This is a genomic window from Xanthomonas sp. WHRI 6108 (genome assembly GCF_040202385.2).
In the GTDB taxonomy this organism is placed as follows: Bacteria; Pseudomonadota; Gammaproteobacteria; order Xanthomonadales; family Xanthomonadaceae; genus Xanthomonas; species Xanthomonas arboricola.
In genome coordinates this window covers 2,618,797-2,635,274 of sequence record NZ_CP168198.1, presented here as the reverse complement: position 1 = coordinate 2,635,274, position 16,478 = coordinate 2,618,797, and the positions used below count along the sequence as shown (strand labels likewise).

General features: G+C 66.6%; 17 protein-coding genes. 9 read left to right on the top strand and 8 right to left on the bottom strand.

The features are described from left to right. Nucleotides 1-9: 9 nt before the first annotated feature. Nucleotides 10-1,038, bottom strand: a complete 1,029-nt coding sequence (gene epmB / locus ABQ039_RS11065) for an EF-P beta-lysylation protein EpmB (protein WP_184456092.1) — start codon at nt 1,036-1,038, stop codon at nt 10-12. Nucleotides 1,039-1,141: 103 nt separating this feature from the next. Between epmB and efp the strand changes: the two genes are divergently transcribed. The 6 genes from efp (at nt 1,142) to ABQ039_RS11035 (ending at nt 6,165) form a co-directional block, all read left to right on the top strand. Next, nucleotides 1,142-1,708 carry an elongation factor P gene (efp, locus tag ABQ039_RS11060; RefSeq protein ID WP_007962665.1) on the top strand — a complete coding sequence of 189 codons (567 nt, stop codon included), beginning with the start codon at nt 1,142-1,144 and terminating at the stop codon, nt 1,706-1,708. Nucleotides 1,709-1,712: 4 nt separating this feature from the next. Then, the gene (locus ABQ039_RS11055; protein WP_184456090.1) at nt 1,713-2,561 is read left to right on the top strand and encodes a hypothetical protein; all 849 of its coding nucleotides are present in this window, start codon (nt 1,713-1,715) and stop codon (nt 2,559-2,561) included. 18 nt (nt 2,562-2,579) lie between these two features. After that, nucleotides 2,580-3,917 carry a TRZ/ATZ family hydrolase gene (locus ABQ039_RS11050; RefSeq protein ID WP_024940415.1) on the top strand — a complete coding sequence of 446 codons (1,338 nt, stop codon included), beginning with the start codon at nt 2,580-2,582 and terminating at the stop codon, nt 3,915-3,917. A gap of 29 nt (nt 3,918-3,946) precedes the next feature. After that, a complete protein-coding gene (gene ubiG / locus ABQ039_RS11045) occupies nt 3,947-4,666 on the top strand; it encodes a bifunctional 2-polyprenyl-6-hydroxyphenol methylase/3-demethylubiquinol 3-O-methyltransferase UbiG (RefSeq protein WP_024940414.1) in 720 nt (239 codons plus the stop codon). 115 nt (nt 4,667-4,781) lie between these two features. Next, a complete protein-coding gene (locus ABQ039_RS11040) occupies nt 4,782-5,447 on the top strand; it encodes a phosphoglycolate phosphatase (RefSeq protein WP_184431270.1) in 666 nt (221 codons plus the stop codon). Nucleotides 5,448-5,475: 28 nt separating this feature from the next. After that, complete coding sequence (locus ABQ039_RS11035) at nt 5,476-6,165, top strand: phytoene/squalene synthase family protein (protein WP_104607973.1); 690 nt, start codon at nt 5,476-5,478, stop codon at nt 6,163-6,165. Nucleotides 6,166-6,339: 174 nt separating this feature from the next. On the opposite strand, the gene ABQ039_RS11030 is transcribed toward ABQ039_RS11035, so the two are convergent. Next, the gene (locus tag ABQ039_RS11030; protein WP_184519191.1) at nt 6,340-7,479 is read right to left on the bottom strand and encodes a putative acyl-CoA thioester hydrolase; all 1,140 of its coding nucleotides are present in this window, start codon (nt 7,477-7,479) and stop codon (nt 6,340-6,342) included. Between the two features lie 456 nt (nt 7,480-7,935). On the opposite strand from ABQ039_RS11030, the gene ABQ039_RS11025 reads away from it, so the two are divergent. Together ABQ039_RS11025 and ABQ039_RS11020 are read left to right on the top strand one after the other, a co-directional pair. Continuing rightward, nucleotides 7,936-8,424, top strand: a complete 489-nt coding sequence (locus ABQ039_RS11025; protein WP_024940409.1) for a pyridoxamine 5'-phosphate oxidase family protein — start codon at nt 7,936-7,938, stop codon at nt 8,422-8,424. Nucleotides 8,425-8,600: 176 nt separating this feature from the next. Next, complete coding sequence (locus tag ABQ039_RS11020; protein WP_016903771.1) at nt 8,601-8,891, top strand: hypothetical protein; 291 nt, start codon at nt 8,601-8,603, stop codon at nt 8,889-8,891. 9 nt (nt 8,892-8,900) lie between these two features. On the opposite strand, the gene eutC is transcribed toward ABQ039_RS11020, so the two are convergent. From eutC to yidD, 6 genes are all read right to left on the bottom strand, one after another. Continuing rightward, a complete protein-coding gene (gene eutC, locus ABQ039_RS11015) occupies nt 8,901-9,752 on the bottom strand; it encodes an ethanolamine ammonia-lyase subunit EutC (RefSeq protein ID WP_349777755.1) in 852 nt (283 codons plus the stop codon). Then, nucleotides 9,749-11,158 carry an ethanolamine ammonia-lyase subunit EutB gene (locus tag ABQ039_RS11010; RefSeq protein WP_039521883.1) on the bottom strand — a complete coding sequence of 470 codons (1,410 nt, stop codon included), beginning with the start codon at nt 11,156-11,158 and terminating at the stop codon, nt 9,749-9,751. Before ABQ039_RS11010 ends, eutC begins: the two co-directional genes overlap by 4 nt. Then, entirely contained in the window at nt 11,155-12,519 is a 1,365-nt protein-coding gene (gene eat, locus ABQ039_RS11005; protein ID WP_024940405.1) for an ethanolamine permease, read from the bottom strand. Before eat ends, ABQ039_RS11010 begins: the two co-directional genes overlap by 4 nt. Before the next feature lie 209 nt (nt 12,520-12,728). Continuing rightward, a complete protein-coding gene (locus ABQ039_RS11000; RefSeq protein WP_184431260.1) occupies nt 12,729-13,568 on the bottom strand; it encodes a M23 family metallopeptidase in 840 nt (279 codons plus the stop codon). Next, nucleotides 13,568-14,917, bottom strand: a complete 1,350-nt coding sequence (locus ABQ039_RS10995; RefSeq protein ID WP_104644345.1) for a dihydroorotase — start codon at nt 14,915-14,917, stop codon at nt 13,568-13,570. Before ABQ039_RS10995 ends, ABQ039_RS11000 begins: the two co-directional genes overlap by 1 nt. Further along, nucleotides 14,914-15,201, bottom strand: a complete 288-nt coding sequence (yidD, locus tag ABQ039_RS10990; RefSeq protein WP_054591576.1) for a membrane protein insertion efficiency factor YidD — start codon at nt 15,199-15,201, stop codon at nt 14,914-14,916. Before yidD ends, ABQ039_RS10995 begins: the two co-directional genes overlap by 4 nt. A gap of 90 nt (nt 15,202-15,291) precedes the next feature. Between yidD and dksA the strand changes: the two genes are divergently transcribed. Next, nucleotides 15,292-16,335 carry an RNA polymerase-binding protein DksA gene (gene dksA, locus ABQ039_RS10985; RefSeq protein ID WP_102251895.1) on the top strand — a complete coding sequence of 348 codons (1,044 nt, stop codon included), beginning with the start codon at nt 15,292-15,294 and terminating at the stop codon, nt 16,333-16,335. Nucleotides 16,336-16,478: the final 143 nt, after the last annotated feature.

The following is a 16,478-nucleotide window of genomic DNA, read 5'->3' as shown; positions in this document are numbered from 1 at the left end:
AGCTGGTGGTTACAGCGGCCGTTTGCCGGTGTCGCCGGGAATTTCGCGCACCAGGCGCGGCACCAGGTAGCCGGACAGGCGCGCGGCCAGCTCGGTGTGCAGGGCGCGCGCGCGCGCATCGTCCACTTCGAAATGCGCCACGCCGGCCACCCGGTCGAGCTGATGCAGGTAATACGGCAGCACGCCGGCGGCGAAGCTGCGTTCGCTCAGGGCCGCCAGCGCGTCCACGCTGTCGTTGACGCCGCGCAGCAGCACGGCCTGGTTGAGCAACTGCGCGCCGGCCTCGCGCAGGGCGCGCATGGCATCGTCCACGGCGGTATCGAATTCGTTGGCATGGTTGGCATGCACCACGAAGGCCACCGGCCACGGCAGGCTGCGCAGCCAGGCCAGCAGCGGCGCGTCGACACGCTCGGGCAGCACGATCGGCAGCCGGCTGTGGATGCGCAGGCGCTTGATGTGGCCGATGGCAGCCAGCGCATCGGTGAGTTCGGCCAGCTTGCCGGTGGCCAGCGACAGTGGGTCGCCGCCGGACAGCAGCACTTCGTCGATGCCGGGGTCGGCCGCGATCGTGGCGACCGCGTCGCGCCATCCGTCGCGCGCGGCGGTTTCCTCGGCATACGGGAAGTGGCGGCGGAAGCAGTAGCGGCAGTGCACCGCGCAGCTGCCGGTGGCGATCAGCAGCGCGCGGCCGCGGTATTTCTGGATCACCCCTTCGGCGGTCTTGGCGGCGCCATCGCCGACCGCATCCAGGCCGAAGCCGGGCACCGGCCGCATTTCATCGTCCAGCGGCAGCACCTGGCGCAGCAGCGGGTCGTGCAGGTCGCCACGGCGCATGCGCGCCACGAATGCCTGCGGCACCCGCAGCGGGAACTGCGCGGCGGCCGCGTCGCTGATCCCGGCCGCCTGCGCCTCCAGGCCCAGCAGCGCCAGCAGCGCGCGCGGGTCGCGCACGGCGTCGCGCCACTGCTGCTGCCAGCGCGGCGGTTGCAGGGTGGGCGGCGGAGATGGCTGCAAGGCGAGGGGGGCTGCGGGTATCATGTGCGGTCACAAAACCAATGCCCGCCGGTTGCGGCGGGCGCCCCATTCTAATCCGACCTGCCACGGCCTGTGGCAGGTCGTGGTCTTATCGAGGAGCTGCACCATGGCCACTGTTGGCATGAACGACGTCAAGAACGGCATGAAGATCCTGGTCAACAACGAGCCGGCGGTCATCACCGAGACCGAATACGTCAAGCCGGGCAAGGGCCAGGCCTTCACCCGCATGAAGTACCGCTTCATCAAGTCCGGCCGCGTGGTCGAAATGACCATGAAGGCGACCGACGACGTGGAAGTGGCCGACGTGGTCGATACCGACATGCGCTACCTGTACAGCGACGGCGAGTACTGGCACTTCATGGACCCGGAAACCTTCGAGCAGGTGCAGACCGACAAGGCCGGCATGGGTGGCGCCGACAAGTGGCTCAAGGGCGAGGAAGACTGCATCGTGACGCTGTGGAACGGCACGCCGATCTGGGTGCAGCCGCCGAACTTCGTCGAGCTGAAGATCACCGAGACCGATCCGGGCGTGCGCGGCGATACCTCCGGCGGCGGCGGCAAGCCGGCGACGCTGGAAACCGGCGCGGTGGTGCGCGTGCCGCTGTTCGTCAACCAGGACGAAATCATCAAGGTCGACACCCGCTCTGGCGAATACTCGGCGCGCGTCAAGTAAGACGATGCGTCTGGGACACTGGCCTGATCGAGCGGGACGCGGTGCCAGTGTCGTGTTGGGGCTGTGGGGTGCGCTGCTCGCGTGCCCGGCGTTTGCGCAATCGGCTGCCGCAACCTGCGATGCCGATGACGTGGCCGCCGTTGCGGCCATTGCAACCTCCGGCGTCGTGGGCGGCGCTGCTGCCACGGTGCCGGCCGACCGTCTGGTGGCCCAGAGCTGCAAGCCGTGGCCGAACGATGCGGCGATCCGGCTGGCGGCAATCGCATTTGCCGGCGATGCGGAAACCGTGCCTGGCGAGCGCGACCTCGAGTTGCGCGTGGCCATGCTCGATGCCGCCAGCGGCAAGGTGCTGGCGTTCTACGCGCAGGCAATGGGCGAGGACGCCGCCTTCGAACTGGCTGCCGACAGCCTGCGCCTGGACACCGCGCGCTACGACCTGGCCAAGGGCGTGCGTGCGATCGGCGTGGTGGTGCGCAGTGCCGCGCGCGGGCCCAGCTGCCCGGATTTTTACAGCAATCAGGCATTGACACTGCTGGTGCGCGAGGGGCGCAGCCTGCGCCCGGTGCTGCAACGCGATCTCTATGCGTGGCAACGTGTGAAAGGCGAGCCGTGCAGTTTCGGCAAGGGCGATGTGATCACCGAAGTGGCCAATCTGAGCGTGAGCATGGCGCCGCAGGTACACGCTGGCTATGCGGACATCGTGCTGACAGCCAACGTGGCTACCGTGGAGAGCGCCGCTGGCAGCGACACCGATACCGAACACACCCGTCGCGCGCGCCAGGTGCTGCGCTACGACGGCCAGCGCTATGTGCCTGTGGCCGGTGGCGATCCCAGCTGGCCGTTCGACAATTAACCTTTTATGGATCCGCTCATGACCAATGCCCCTCCCGAAGTCTGCGACCTGTTGATCGAAGCCGGCTACGTCGTGCCGATCGAGCCGCATGCGGTGGTGCTCGACGATCACGCGGTGGCGGTGCACAACGGCGTCATCGTGGCCATCCTGCCGACCGCCGAGGCGCGCCTGCGGTTTGCGCCGACGCAGACCGTCTCGCGCCCGGAGGCGGCCTTGATCCCGGGCCTGGTCAATGCGCATACGCACAACCCGATGACGCTGCTGCGTGGCGTTGCCGACGATCTGCCGCTGATGGTGTGGCTGCAGCAGCACATCTGGCCGGTGGAGGCGGCGGTGATCGGGCCGGAATTCGTCGCCGACGGCACCACGCTGGCGATCGCCGAAATGCTGCGTGGCGGCACCACCTGCGTCAACGAGAACTACTTCTTCGCCGATGTGCAGGCGGCCGTGTACAAGCAGCACGGGTTCCGTGCGCTGGTCGGCGCGGTGATCATCGATTTCCCCACCGCCTGGGCATCGTCGGACGACGAATACTTCGCACGGGCCGGCGAACTGCACGACCAGTGGCGCGACGATCCGCTGATCAGCACCGCCTTCGCGCCGCATGCGCCGTACACGGTCAACGACGCCAACTTCGAACGCGTGCGCATGCTGGCCGACCAGCTGGATCTGCCGGTGCATCTGCACACGCACGAAACCGCGCAGGAAGTGGCCGATTCGGTTGCCCAGTACGGGCAGCGCCCGCTGGCGCGGCTGGACCGCCTGGGGCTGGTCAACGACCGCCTGATCGCCGTGCACATGACCCAGCTCACCGAGGCGGAAATCCACCTGTGCGCCGAGCGCGGCGTCAGCGTGGTGCATTGCCCGGAGTCCAACCTCAAGCTCGCTTCGGGCTTTTGCCCGGCCTGCGCGCTGCAACGTGCCGGCGTCAACTTGGCGATCGGCACCGACGGCTGCGCCAGCAACAACGACCTGGACATGTTCAGCGAGAACCGCACGGCGGCGATCCTGGCCAAGGCAGTGGCCAACGATGCCACCGCACTGGACGCGGCCACCACGCTGCGTGCGGCCACACTGGGCGGCGCGCGCGCGTTGGGCTTCGGCGACAGGATCGGCTCGATCGAAATCGGCAAGCAGGCCGATCTGGTCTGCGTGGATCTGTCCGCACTGGAGACCCAGCCGCTGCATCATGTGCTGTCGCAACTGATCTACGCTGCCGGCCGTCATCAGGTCACCGATGTGTGGATCGCCGGCAAGCCCAAACTGGTGCAGCGTGAGCTCATCGACATGGACACCGCTGCCCTGGTCGCCAATGCGCGGCAGTGGCGCGAGCGCATCCGCACCGTCCGCGCCTGAGCGCGCGTCACCCCATCACGGAGCTCCGCATGAATCCGAATCCCCAATCCAATTCCAGCAACTTCCATCAGAGCGAGCTGGACAAGTTCGCGGCGCTGGCCAACCGCTGGTGGGATGCCGACGGCCCGCAGAAGCCGCTGCATGCGCTCAATCCGGTGCGTCTGGACTATGTCTCCGCGCGGCTGGGCCTGGCCGGCGCGCGCGTGCTCGATGTCGGCTGCGGCGGCGGTCTGCTCAGCGAGTCGATGGCGCGCCTGGGCGCCCAGGTCACGGCGATCGACCTGGCGCCGGAGCTGGTCAAGGTGGCGCGCCTGCACAGCCTGGAATCGGGCGTGCAGGTGGATTACCGCGTGCAGTCGGTGGAAGACCTGGCCGCCGAACAGCCGGGCAGTTTCGATGCGGTGACCTGCATGGAAATGCTCGAACACGTGCCGGACCCCACCGCGATCATCCGCGCCTGCGCCAGCCTGCTCAAGCCGGGCGGCAAGCTGTTTTTGTCCACGCTCAACCGCACCCCGGCCGCGTTCGCGCTGGCGGTGGTCGGCGCCGAGTACATCGCGCGGCTGCTGCCCAGGGGCACGCATCACTACAAGGATTTCATCAAGCCGGCAGAGCTTGCGGCGTGGTTGCGCAGTGCCGAACTGCAGCTGGAAGACGTCAGCGGCATGGTGTACGAGCCGTGGCGCAATCGTGCGCGCCTGTCGTCGCGGACCGAGGTCAATTACCTGGCTTATGCGGTGAAGCCGTGACGGGCGGGGATTGGGCAGTGGAGATTCGGGATTCGCAACGGCACGTGCGTGTTTGATGTCGGCCGAATCGCAATTTACCGATAACCGCGGGCCAGCGCAGAGTAGCGGGGCGGCGATGAAGTTTCCGCGTGCGGTGTTGTTCGATCTGGATGGCACGTTGCTGGATAGCGCGCCGGACATGCTGGCGACCGTCAACGCGATGCTGGATGCGCGTGGGCGTGCGCCAATCGCCTTGGCGCAGTTGCGTCCGGTGGTGTCCAAGGGCGCGCGCGCGATGCTGGCGGTGGCGTTTGCCGACCTCGATGCGGTCGAGCGCGATGCCTTCGTGCCGGAATTCCTGCGTCGTTACGAGGCCTTGATCGGCACGCAGTCGCAGCTGTTCGACGGTGTCGAAGAACTGCTGCTGCGGCTGGAGCGTGCCGGTTGCATCTGGGGCGTGGTCACCAACAAGCCCGAATATCTGGCCCGGCTGATCCTGCCGCAACTGGGATGGGAGCAGCGCTGCGCGGTGCTGATCGGCGGCGATACGCTGGCCGAGCGCAAGCCGCATCCGCTGCCCTTGCTGACCGCGGCCGAGCGTATCGGCGTTGCGCCGGCGCACTGCGTCTACGTCGGCGACGACGAGCGCGACATCCTGGCCGCGCGCGCGGCGGCGATGCCGTCGGTGGCGGTGTTGTGGGGCTATCGCCTGCATGACGACGAGCCGTCGCGCTGGCAGGCCGACGTCCTCGTCGCGCAGCCGCAGACGCTGTGGGATGCCGTCGCGTGGCCGCAGACCTGATCTTCTTTCGTTTTCTTCCGGACCCGCCATGAGCCAATCCAGCGCTCTCGACAGTTTTCTCGACAAGTGGCGCACGCGCTGGCCGGAATGGTCGGTTGCCGAGCCCTTCATTCCCGAGCCGCAGCGACGCCTCACGGCGGCCTGGTTTGCGCTGCTGCAGGAATGGGAAGACATCATGAACATCGCCGGCGACCCGTTGCCGGCCGACGCCAAGCTGGCATGGTGGCAGCAGGAGCTGCGCGACTGGTCGCAGCAGCGTTCGCGCCATCCGCTGGGGCGCGTGCTGGAGCCGGTGCCTGCGCCATGGGCGCAGTTGGCCGACACCTTGCCGGCCATGCAGGACGCCCGTGCGCAGCCGCAAGCGTTGCAGCAGGCGTTGGCGAGATTGCGTGCCTTCGCCGAGGCCGTGGTCGGCGTGGAAGCCGCGCTGTTTGCGCGCACCCAGCCTGGCGATGCCACCGCGGTGGCGCTGCAATGGCTGGATGCACGCCAGCGTGTGGCCGGCGACAGCGCCGCACCCGGCGACATGACGCTGGCCGCATGGCGCACGCAATTGCTGCGCGCCTGGCCGCGCAAACCGGCGTTGGCGCGCCCGCACCGGGTATGGTCGCGGCTGGCACGCCTGCGCCTGCAGCGCGAGCTTGCCGGCAAGGCAGCCTATCCACCGCCCGTGCAGCAGTTGTGGCATAGCTGGCGTGCTGCCAGCGGCGCGGACTGAGCGCGCGGATCTGGTTCCGTCAGTGCACGACCAACGACGTGACGAAGGTGCCGCAATCGTAGGAAACGACAACGCCTGTCGGCGTACCGCATCACACGGCTTGCCGACAGGCGAGGGTGGCAACGTCAACGCGTTGCGACGTGGTGCTTCAGGGCGACCTGGCGTGGCGAGCCATCAGTCCGCGCTGCCGGCACCGCTATTGCCGTATTCGTAGAACCGGTTGGCCGAATTGGCGCAGTTGCTGCTGCAGTACGGGCGGCTGACGGTGGAGGCATTCCATGGTGCGGTCTTGCGGATGTGGCTGCCCAGGCTGGAATTGCGCACCGTGACCTGACCATTGGGTGAGGTGCCGTTGACGTAGGCGGACAGGCTGCTGATGCCTTCGTCCCAGGCGCGCCCCAGGTAGGTCTGGTTGTCGGGTGATCCGGAGCCGGCGACGAAGCGGCTATTGATCGCCAGGAACCCATAGGCACTGCCCGGACGTGTGCTTGGCGCAAAGATGTAGCCGCCGCGGCTGCTGCCCAGGCGCGCACCGGCCGAGCGGATGGTGGCGTTGTCGAACACGCCCACACCCGAGCCGAAGATGAAGTCGACATCGCCTTCGATCGTGCTGTTCTTGAAATAGGCGCGGATCACATTGGCGGCATTGGTCGCACTGATCAGCAAGGTGTCCTGATTGCCGGTCACCAGTACGTCTTCGAAGCTGGCCTGGTCGCCACGCACCGCCAGCGCGACTGCCGACTGGTTGTTGTCCTGGTAAGTGCCTTCGACATAGTTGTTGTCCACGCGCAGGTGACGCGCCTGGAAGCCGGCGGCGCGCACGGTCAGTGTCGCGCTGTTGGAGGTGCCCACCGTGGTTGCCGCTGCATTGCTGGCACAGGGGTGACTTGCGGTGCCGGCCGGCTTGGGCGTGGGGTTGGCGTTGTTGAAGCGGATGACGGTGTCGGCGGTGTTGGTGCCCAGGCCGAACACGGTCAGCGGTGGCGCGTTGGTCGGCACGCAGACCAGTTCGGTGTAAGTGCCGGCCTTGATGCTGATGTAGCGACGGGTGCTGCCGCCGGCAGCGACAGCGGCATCGATTGCCGACTGCACGGTGCGATAGCGCGTGGAGCCATCGGCGGCCACGGCGAAGTCTGCACTGAGCAGCGCGACCCCCGCAGTGGGATTCCAGTTGTCGGTGACCAGGGCGGTGATCGGGCCGGCCTTGGCCAGGGCCTTGGAGATGGTGTACGTGCTCGCCTCGCTACTGGTGAGTTGTGGGCGGCTGGCCGTGCCGGTCAAGGCGGTGGCATCGGCGCTGACAAGGCTCAGCAGGACGGCGGCGGTACAGGTCGTGCGCAAGGGCGATGCAGACATGAGTGGCGCTCTCTCGGAAGGGACGCAGGCGATTGATGGATACGCTTCAGCCGCCGCACGTCGCGTGCATGTGCCGCAACCATGGCGCAGCACGCGATCGGCGGATGCCGGTCACCGCGTCCGGGTGTTCCTGGATGGCGGAGCAATCGGCGGGGCGATCTTACTGACGTGGTCGCTATAGCGGTCTGGCGTTCAGATGCAATGTTCAAGAGCTTTAGTGGCATCACGCTCTGCAACGTGACTGCGTCGCAAACAGGTGCCATTGGCTTGCGTGATTTATGCAGGTGCACCATTTCACCGGAGGCGATCGCGTTGCCGCCATGTGCAGGCAGGAGTGCACATCGTCACATGCCGTGGGCGGGGAGACTTCCAGACTGAGTCACCCGCGTAGACACGCGCATGTGAGACATCGAGATGGCAGACCCCAAAGAGCTGCAGGAAAAATTCTGGAAAGCCCTGAAATCCGATCGCACCGTGATGCTTGGCCTGGATGGCGTGGAAGACGGGCATGCCCGCCCGATGACCGCACAGATCGAAGGCGATAGCGGTGGTCCGATCTGGTTCTTCACCTCCAAGGACAATGCGCTGATTGCCATGCTGGGGCAGGGCCGCCGCGTCATCGGCGCCTTCAGCAGCAAGGGGCATGACCTGTTCGCCAGCATCAGCGGCTCGTTGCGCGAAGACACCGATCCGGCCGTGGTCGAGCGCCTGTGGAACCCGCATGTGGCTGCCTGGTACGAAGGCGGCAAGGACGATCCCAAGCTGGCGCTGCTGCGTCTGGACACCGATCACGCGCAGATCTGGCTCAACGGTTCCAGTCTGCTGGCCGGTATCAAGGTGTTGTTCGGTGTCGATCCGAAAAAGGATTACCAGGACAAGGTGGCGGACGTTCCGCTGCGCTGAGGCCTGCTGCACGCCTGCACGATCGTCGCGATGGTGCACGGTCCTAAATTCAGTCCTGTCGCTTGCGCAAGCGCCGATCCAGTCGTAAGGCTGGATCGGCGTTGTCAGCCTGGATTGCACACAAGAACGTTCATGGCACTGCGCGTTCACGCGCTGCCTGCCAAAGGAGAAACAAGATGCAACAGATCGAAATCGGCCAGATGGTATTTCTGCGCGATGGCGAAGTCGGCGTCGGTGCCGTCCGCGAGGTGCGGAAGGATGGCGCCGAGCTGGTCATCAATATCGAAAACGGGGGCGACTTCGTGCTGCCTGCGTCGGTGGTGCGTGATGTGCATTCCGGCAAGGTGATGCTGGATGTCGAGCAACTGCCGGAAGATGTACGCAATGCCCTGCGCCATCCACACGACAACGAGTTGCCGACCAGCACCTATGCGGCCAGCGATCCGCACGATGGCGCGCTTACCTAATTAGGTCGGCTAGCCGCACCCAGCTTCAGGGTCTGATGGCGCGCCATCAGGAAGCAGAAACGTCCGCGGCGCGGCGTCGGACGCGCCCAACGACGGCAGCGCCGGTTGCTCGGCTTCGTCCTTGAGTTGCACGCCGGACAGTTTGCGCCGGAACGATTCGCGCAGCAGGTACGCAAGCTTGTGCGTAGCTTCGGCGTAACTTAGTCCTTCGGCGCGGATATTGGAAATGCAATTGCGCGCGGCGTCGGTCAGGCCAACACGTGGGGTATAGGTCAGATACAGGCCCAGGCTGTCGGGCGAGCTCAGCCCTGGCCGCTCGCCGATCAGCACGATCACCAGACGCGCCTTGAGCAGTTCGCCGACCTCGTCGCCGATGGCGACGCGGCCTTGCGCGATCAACGCCGCCGGCGCCAACGACCAGCCTTCGTGTGCGGCCAGCGCGTCGATATGCTCCAGCATCTGCGCTGCGTGTCGATGCACCGCCAATGCAGAGAGTCCGTCGGCGACCACCACCGCGATATCGCGCCCGCCGCCGTGGACCGCGGTCAGGCCACGCAGATGCGCGGCCGCATCCTCGTCCAGGCGCCGGCCCAGATCCGGACGTTGCAGATAGGTGTGCCGGTCCACCGCCGCGCTGTGCAGCAGAATGCTGTCCCGCCCGCGCTGTTGCAGCGCTGCCTGCAGCGGCTGTGGGTCGAATGCCAGATGCACTGCATCGCGCGCCTGCGCATGCGCAAGCTGGAAATCCAGGTGCGCCGCGGTGGGCAGGCTGGTGCCGACGCGCCCCAGCGCAATGCGCGCCGGTGTGAGCTGACGCAGCTGCGCCCAGGCATCGCGCGGAGGAGTGGTGGGGCTGCTCATTGCACGCTGCCGGCGTTCAATTGCTCCAGCGCACGCCGGAACGGTGCGGGAAGCTCGCTACCGAGTTCGAAGCGGCCATCGCGCAGGCGCAGGATGCCTTGCTGTTCCAGCCAGTGTTCGAACTCGGGCGCAGCGCGCAGCCCGAGTGCCTGGCGCGCATACAGCGCATCGTGGAACGAGGTGGTCTGGTAGTTGAGCATCACATCGTCGGAGCCGGGAATGCCCATGATGAAGTTGATGCCGGCGGTGCCGAGCAGGGTTAGCAGCACGTCCATGTCGTCCTGGTCGGCTTCGGCATGATTGGTGTAGCAGATGTCGCAGCCCATCGGCACGCCCAGCAGCTTGCCGCAGAAGTGATCCTCCAGCCCGGCACGGATGATCTGCTTGCCGTCGTAGAGATATTCCGGGCCGATGAAGCCCACCACGGTGTTGACCAGCAGCGGCTTGAACTGCCGCGCCACGGCATAGGCACGTACCTCGCAGGTCTGCTGATCGACGCCATGATGCGCATTGGCCGACAACGCGCTGCCCTGGCCGGTCTCGAAATACATCACGTTGTCGCCGACGCTGCCGCGCCGCAGCGACACCCCGGCGTCATGGCCTTCCTGCAGCAGCGCCAGATTGATGCCGAAGCTGGCATTGGCCGCTTCGGTGCCGGCGATCGACTGGAACACCAGGTCCACCGGCACACCGCGGTTGATCGCGTCGATGGTGGTGGTGATGTGCGCCAGCACGCAGGACTGCGTGGGGATCTGGTAGCCGGTGATCACCGCATCGAGCATGCGCAGCAACGCGGTGGTGGCGGCCAGGCTGTCGCTGGCAGGATTGATGCCGATCACCGCATCGCCATTGCCGTATAGCAGGCCATCGAGCACGCTGGCGGCGATGCCGGTGGCATCGTCGGTAGGGTGGTTGGGCTGCAGGCGCGTGGACAGGCGGCCACGCAAGCCCAGCGTATTGCGAAAGCGCGTGACCACGCGCGTCTTCTGCGCGACCAGGATCAGGTCCTGCACGCGCATCAACTTCGAGACTGCCGCCACCATCTCCGGTGTCAGTCCGGGCGCCAGTGCGGCCAGTGCCGCTTCGTCGGCCTGCGCACTCAACAGCCAATCACGAAAGCCGCCGACGGTAAGATGCGCCACCGCGGCAAATGCGGCCGCATCGTGCTGGTCGACGATCAGGCGGGTGACCTCGTCCGATTCGTACGGCACCACCGCTTCATCGAGGAAGTGACGCAGCGGCAGGTCCGCCAGCGCCATCTGCGCGGCCACCCGCTGCAGCCCGGAGTCGGCGGCGAGCCCGGCCAGTTGGTCGCCCGAGCGCGGCGGCGTGGCCTTGGCCAGCAAGGTCTTGAGATCGGCAAACTGGAAGCGCTCGCCGCCAGCGGTAAACGCGAACCCGCTCATCTGGCACTGGCCGCAGGCGTGGCCTGGCTGCGCAAGCTCAGCACGCAACACAGCGCACCGAACAGCAGCAGGCCCACGAAGATCAGCGCCACGATCGGGTTGAACCAGACCATCGCCACCAGACACACCAGCGCCAGCAGCAGCGCGATTGCCGGTACCACCGGATAGCCCGGCGCGCGAAAGCTGCGCTCCAGCCCGGGTTCGGCGCGGCGCAGCTTGAACAGGCTGAGCATGCTCATCACATACATCACGATCGCGCCGAACACCGACATGGTGATCATCGCCGCGGTCAGCGACATGCCCTGGATCTTGACCACGCTGTCGCTGCAGATCGCTGCGATGCCGATCGCGCCGCCGGCAAGAATCGCGCGATGCGGCGTGCGAAAGCGCGACAGCCTGGCCAGCCCGTGCGGCAGGAACCCGGCACGCGCCAACGCGAAGAACTGCCGCGAATAGCCCAGGATGATGCCGTGGAAGCTGGCCACCAGGCCGAACAGGCCGATCCACACCAGCATATGCAGCCAGGTCGAGCTGTTGCCGACCACGGCCTTCATTGCCTGCGGCAACGGGTCGTTGATGTTGGAGAGCTGACGCCAGTCGCCGACCCCGCCCGCAAACACCATCACGCCCAGCGCCAGCACCACCAGGGTGAGGATGCCGGCGATGTAGGCGCGCGGAATCGTGCGCTTGGGATCCTTGGCCTCTTCGGCCGCCATCGCCGCGCCCTCGATCGCCAGAAAGAACCAGATCGCAAACGGAATCGCGGCAAAGATGCCGGAAATGGCGGCCGGGCCGAACACATCGTTACCGGCCCAGCCATTGGCGGCAAAGCGCGCAACGCTGAAGCCCGGCGCCACCACGCCCATGAACACCAGCAGCTCGATCACCGCCAGCAAGGTCACGATCAGCTCGAAGGTGGCGGCGATCGCCACGCCGACGATGTTCAAGCCCATGAAGATCGCATACGCGCCGATCGCGGCGATGCGCGGGTCCAGGGTCGGGAACTGCACGTTGAGATAGGCGCCGATCGCCATCGCGATGGCCGGCGGCGCGAACACGAATTCGATCAGCGTGGCCAGGCCCGCCAGCATGCCGCCGTAGGTCCCGAATGCGCGCAGGCTGTAGGCGAACGGCCCGCCCGCATTGGGGATGGCGGTGGTCAGCTCGGTAAAGCTGAAGATGAAGCAGGTGTACATCACCGCGACCAGCAGCGTGGTCACCAGAAAACCCAGCGTGCCGGCGGTGCCCCAGCCGTAGCTCCAGCCGAAATACTCGCCGGAAATCACCAGACCCACGGCGATCCCCCACAGTTGCCAGGTGCCCAGGGTGGGTTTGAGTTGCTCGTTGCGCATGTCGCACATCTCCTGCGGTCGGGGGAGGGGAGATGGCGCAGGTCCGGCGGCTAGGCACCGGACCGACGGCCAGTGACCGATCGTCCACCGATGCCCGGTGACGATCGACGGTCGTCCCGGTTATACCCCAAAGCCCTGCGGCGAACACAAGCGCAACGGGTGGGTCGCAGACACCATGCCGCCGCGCGCCGGCCCTGCCGGCACACCGCGCGCGCTAGCTATTTGCTGCGCTCAAGCACCAGCAGCGGATCGATGCGTACATCGAACCAGTTCATCCCCCAATGCAGATGCGGCCCGGTCGCGCGCCCGGTGGCACCGACTGCGGCAATCACCTGACCTTGCTCCACCCGGTCGCCCACCTTTACGTCGATGCGCGACAGGTGCAGAAAATTCGAACTCACCCCGAAGCCATGGTCCAACAGCACGGTGCCGCCGGTCAGATACAGGTCCGGCGCGGCAAAGGTCACCACGCCGGCAGCCGGTGCCTTGACCGGCGTGCCGGTGGGCGCGGCGATGTCCATGCCCGAGTGGCCGGCACCGGGCTGGCCGTTGTAGACCCGCGCATTGCCGAAGCGCCCGCTGATGCGGCCCTGCACCGGCCAGATGAAGGCCTGGGCAAAATCGGTGCGGGCATCGTCGCGGTCGCGCGCGGCGGTGACCTGCGCCTGCTCGCGCTTGATCCGCTCGGCGATCGCCGCAGGCGGATTGACCGTCTTGGGCGGCACGCCGTTGACGCGCTCCACCGGCCAGTCGCGCGGCGTCACCGCAATGCTGGCGGTCTGTTTGCTGCCATCGGGCCGGGTGATCTGCACCTGCAACGGTCCGCTGGCGTCGCGGCCGATGCCGAACACCACGCTGCCATAGCCGCTGACCCGCAAGCTGCGGCCGGCGTACTGCACCTGGCTGCCCGCCGGCACCTTGCCGATCACCAGCGCGCCCTGCGAAGCGCTTTGCGGAAATACCACCTCCATGGCGTCGGCGGACTGCGCAGCGACGCTGCCGGCAGCGAGCGAGAGCGGCGCCAGCGCAAGCCAGGCGCCAATCAGGGCTGCGCGCATCAGCGGTCGAAGGTCAGGCGCTGACCGGCGGCAGTGCCGACCAATTGTTCGCCATCCCACACCTGCTGGCCGTTGACCCAGGTCGCGGCGATGCGCGAGCGGAACGTGGTGCCCTCGAACGGCGACCAGCCGCACTTGGACAGCACCTGCTCGCGCTTCACGGTGAACGGAGTGTTGTCGATCATCACCAGGTCGGCGAAATAGCCTTCGCGCAGGAAGCCGCGTTCTTCCACATCGAACAACTGTGCCGGCGCATGCGCGAACTTCTGCACGATACGGGTGATCGGCAGCTTGCCCTCGTGCACCAGCTCCAGCGCGGCGACCAGCGCGTACTGCACCAGCGGCAGGCCGGAGGGCGCCTGTGCGTAGGGCTTCTGCTTTTCTTCCCAGGTATGCGGCGCGTGGTCGGTGGCGAGCACGTCGATGACGTCCTCGGCCAGCGCCTGGATCAGTGCCAGGCGGTCGTCGGCGTCCTTGATCGCGGGGTTGCACTTGATCAGGTTGCCCAGCCGCGCGTAGTCGCTGCGGTCGAAGCGCAGGAAGTGGATGCAGGTCTCGGCGGTGATGCGCTTGCGCAGCTTGCCCTCGGCATCGACCAGCGGGCCGGCTTCGAACAGCGCCAGCTCGTCGGCGGTGGAGATATGCAGCACGTGCAGGCGGGTGTTGTGCTTGCGCGCCAGCGACACCGCCAGCAGCGAGGATTTCAGGCAAGCCTCGCGCGAGCGGATGTCCGGATGCATCTCCGGGGTCAACGCGTCGCCGTACTTCTCTTTGTACTGCGCCAGCGTCGCATCGATGGTGGGGGTGTCTTCGCAGTGGGTGATGATCGGCGTCGGCGCGTCGCGGAAGATCGCGTCCAGCGTCTCGGGGTTGTCGACCAGCATGTTGCCGGTGGAGGCGCCCATGAACACCTTGATGCCCGGGGCGGTCTTCGGGTCCAGCGTCTGGATCGCGGCCAGATTGTCGTTGCTGGCGCCCATGTAGAAGCCGTAGTTGGCCCAGGCGCGCCCGGCTGCCGCGTCGTACTTGGCCTGCAGTGCGGCCGCGTCCAGGGTCGGCGGGTTGGTGTTGGGCATGTCCATGAAGCTGGTCAGGCCACCGGCCACCGCGGCGCCGGATTCGGTCGCGATATCGCCCTTGTGGGTCAGGCCCGGCTCGCGGAAGTGCACCTGGTCGTCGATCATGCCCGGCAACACCCAGCGTCCGGCCGCGTCCACCACGGTGTCGCCTGCGGCTGGGGCGATCTTGCTGGCGATCTTGGCGATGCGGCCGGCTTCGATCAGCAGATCGGCGTCGAATTCCTTGCCTTCATTGACCAGGCGGGCGTTGACGATGAGGGTTCGGCTCATGGATGAGGTCCTTTGCAACTACAGGAAGGGGAAGCGGGCGAGGACGCGGGCGCGTCGGGGACGGGATCGAACCCGCCCGGATGAAAGGGATGGCAGCGGCCGAGCCGGCGCATTGCCAGCCAACAACCGCGCAGCGGGCCGAAGCGGCCGATCGCGGTCATCGCGTATTCCGAGCAACTGGGCGCGAAACGGCAGCGCGGCCCCAGCAGGGGGCTGATGAACCGCTTGTAGAAGCGCAGCAGCGCGATGAGCAGGCGTGAGATCACTTGCCAATGATATGCCACTTGGATTAATACGTGGTTGCCGGGGGTCCGTGGGGTAAGCTATAAAGGCCCGCTTTCCCGGGCCCCGGGGGAACCAAGGATGAGCGTTTCGTGGCTGCTAAAAAACCTGCAAAAAAGGCCGTAGAGGCCGCCAAGAAGTCCGCCAAACCCGTTGCGAAGAAGGCAGCGGCGCCTGCCGCTGCAAAACCGGCCGCCAAGCAGGTCAAGCCGGCTGCCAAGCAAGCGGTTGCCAAGAAGGCAGCTGCGAGCAAGACCGCGGCCAAGCCGGCGCCGGTCGCCAAGACCGCAGCGTCCAAACCCGCGGCCGCCAAACCTGTAAAATCTTCTGTCGCCAAGCGTGCTGCCAAGCCGGCGGCGAACAAGGCAGCTCCGGCTGCCGCCAAACCGGCCGCCAAGCCGGTGGCGCCCAAGTCCGTACCGAAGCCGGCTACCAAGCCGACTCCGGCCAAGTCAGTCCCGGTCAAGGCTGAAAAGCCCGCGCCCGCACCGGCCTCCAAGGCCGCCCCTGCGAAGCCGGCAAAGCCTGCGACCCCGTCACTCAAGAATCCCGTGCCCGTTTCGAAATCTTCAGCAAAAACGCCAACCAAAACCGAAGCCCCCGCCAAGCCCGCCGCGACCCGTCCGGTCGGCAAGGTGGCTGTGGCCGTGACCTCCAAGCCGTCCAGCCCGACCCCCAAGACCAAGTACAAGGTGGTCGAGTACAAGACCGATGAGGCAACCGGCCGTCCGATCCTGCCGCAGGGCTACAAGCCTGCAGCCGATGAGGAGTACATGAGCAAGCTGCAGCAGGAGTACTTCCGTCAGCGTCTGCAGAGCTGGCGCAACGACCTGATCGAAGAGTCCAAGCAGACCATCGAAAACCTGCGCGAAGAAGTGCGCGACATCGGCGACGAAGCCGAGCGTGCAACGCGCGAGACCGAGAACTCGCTGGAGCTGCGCACCCGCGACCGTCATCGCAAGCTGATCGGCAAGATCGACAGCACGCTCAAGCGTCTGGAAGACGGCGACTACGGTTACTGCGTGGACACCGGCGAAGAGATCGGCCTGGACCGGCTGGAAGCGCGCCTGACCGCCGAACGCACCATCGACGCCCAGGAGCGTTGGGAGCACCTGCAGAAGCAGCAGGGCGACTGATCGTTAGGCCTTGTCCGTCGACTGAAAGACCCCGCCATGTGCGGGGTTTTTTTATGCGCATCGTGCCAGCGCAACGGACGTTGCAGTGGTCGACACGCCTGGCGCGTGTCATGCGGCCAGGCAGGCATCGATCAGGTGATATC

Bases quoted from the DNA above. Each gene is read 5' to 3' on its own strand.
- ABQ039_RS11055 (WP_184456090.1), top strand. From the start codon at position 1,713: ATGCGTCTGGGACACTGGCCTGATCGAGCGGGACGCGGTGCCAGTGTC.
- ABQ039_RS10995 (WP_104644345.1), bottom strand. From the start codon at position 14,917: ATGAGCCGAACCCTCATCGTCAACGCCCGCCTGGTCAATGAAGGCAAG.
- ubiG (WP_024940414.1), top strand. From the start codon at position 3,947: ATGAATCCGAATCCCCAATCCAATTCCAGCAACTTCCATCAGAGCGAG.
- efp (WP_007962665.1), top strand. From the start codon at position 1,142: ATGGCCACTGTTGGCATGAACGACGTCAAGAACGGCATGAAGATCCTG.
- epmB (WP_184456092.1), bottom strand. From the start codon at position 1,038: ATGATACCCGCAGCCCCCCTCGCCTTGCAGCCATCTCCGCCGCCCACC.
- ABQ039_RS11000 (WP_184431260.1), bottom strand. From the start codon at position 13,568: ATGCGCGCAGCCCTGATTGGCGCCTGGCTTGCGCTGGCGCCGCTCTCG.
- ABQ039_RS11025 (WP_024940409.1), top strand. From the start codon at position 7,936: ATGGCAGACCCCAAAGAGCTGCAGGAAAAATTCTGGAAAGCCCTGAAA.
- ABQ039_RS11035 (WP_104607973.1), top strand. From the start codon at position 5,476: ATGAGCCAATCCAGCGCTCTCGACAGTTTTCTCGACAAGTGGCGCACG.
- ABQ039_RS11010 (WP_039521883.1), bottom strand. From the start codon at position 11,158: ATGAGCGGGTTCGCGTTTACCGCTGGCGGCGAGCGCTTCCAGTTTGCC.
- ABQ039_RS11050 (WP_024940415.1), top strand. From the start codon at position 2,580: ATGACCAATGCCCCTCCCGAAGTCTGCGACCTGTTGATCGAAGCCGGC.
- eat (WP_024940405.1), bottom strand. From the start codon at position 12,519: ATGTGCGACATGCGCAACGAGCAACTCAAACCCACCCTGGGCACCTGG.
- ABQ039_RS11040 (WP_184431270.1), top strand. From the start codon at position 4,782: ATGAAGTTTCCGCGTGCGGTGTTGTTCGATCTGGATGGCACGTTGCTG.
- eutC (WP_349777755.1), bottom strand. From the start codon at position 9,752: ATGAGCAGCCCCACCACTCCTCCGCGCGATGCCTGGGCGCAGCTGCGT.
- ABQ039_RS11020 (WP_016903771.1), top strand. From the start codon at position 8,601: ATGCAACAGATCGAAATCGGCCAGATGGTATTTCTGCGCGATGGCGAA.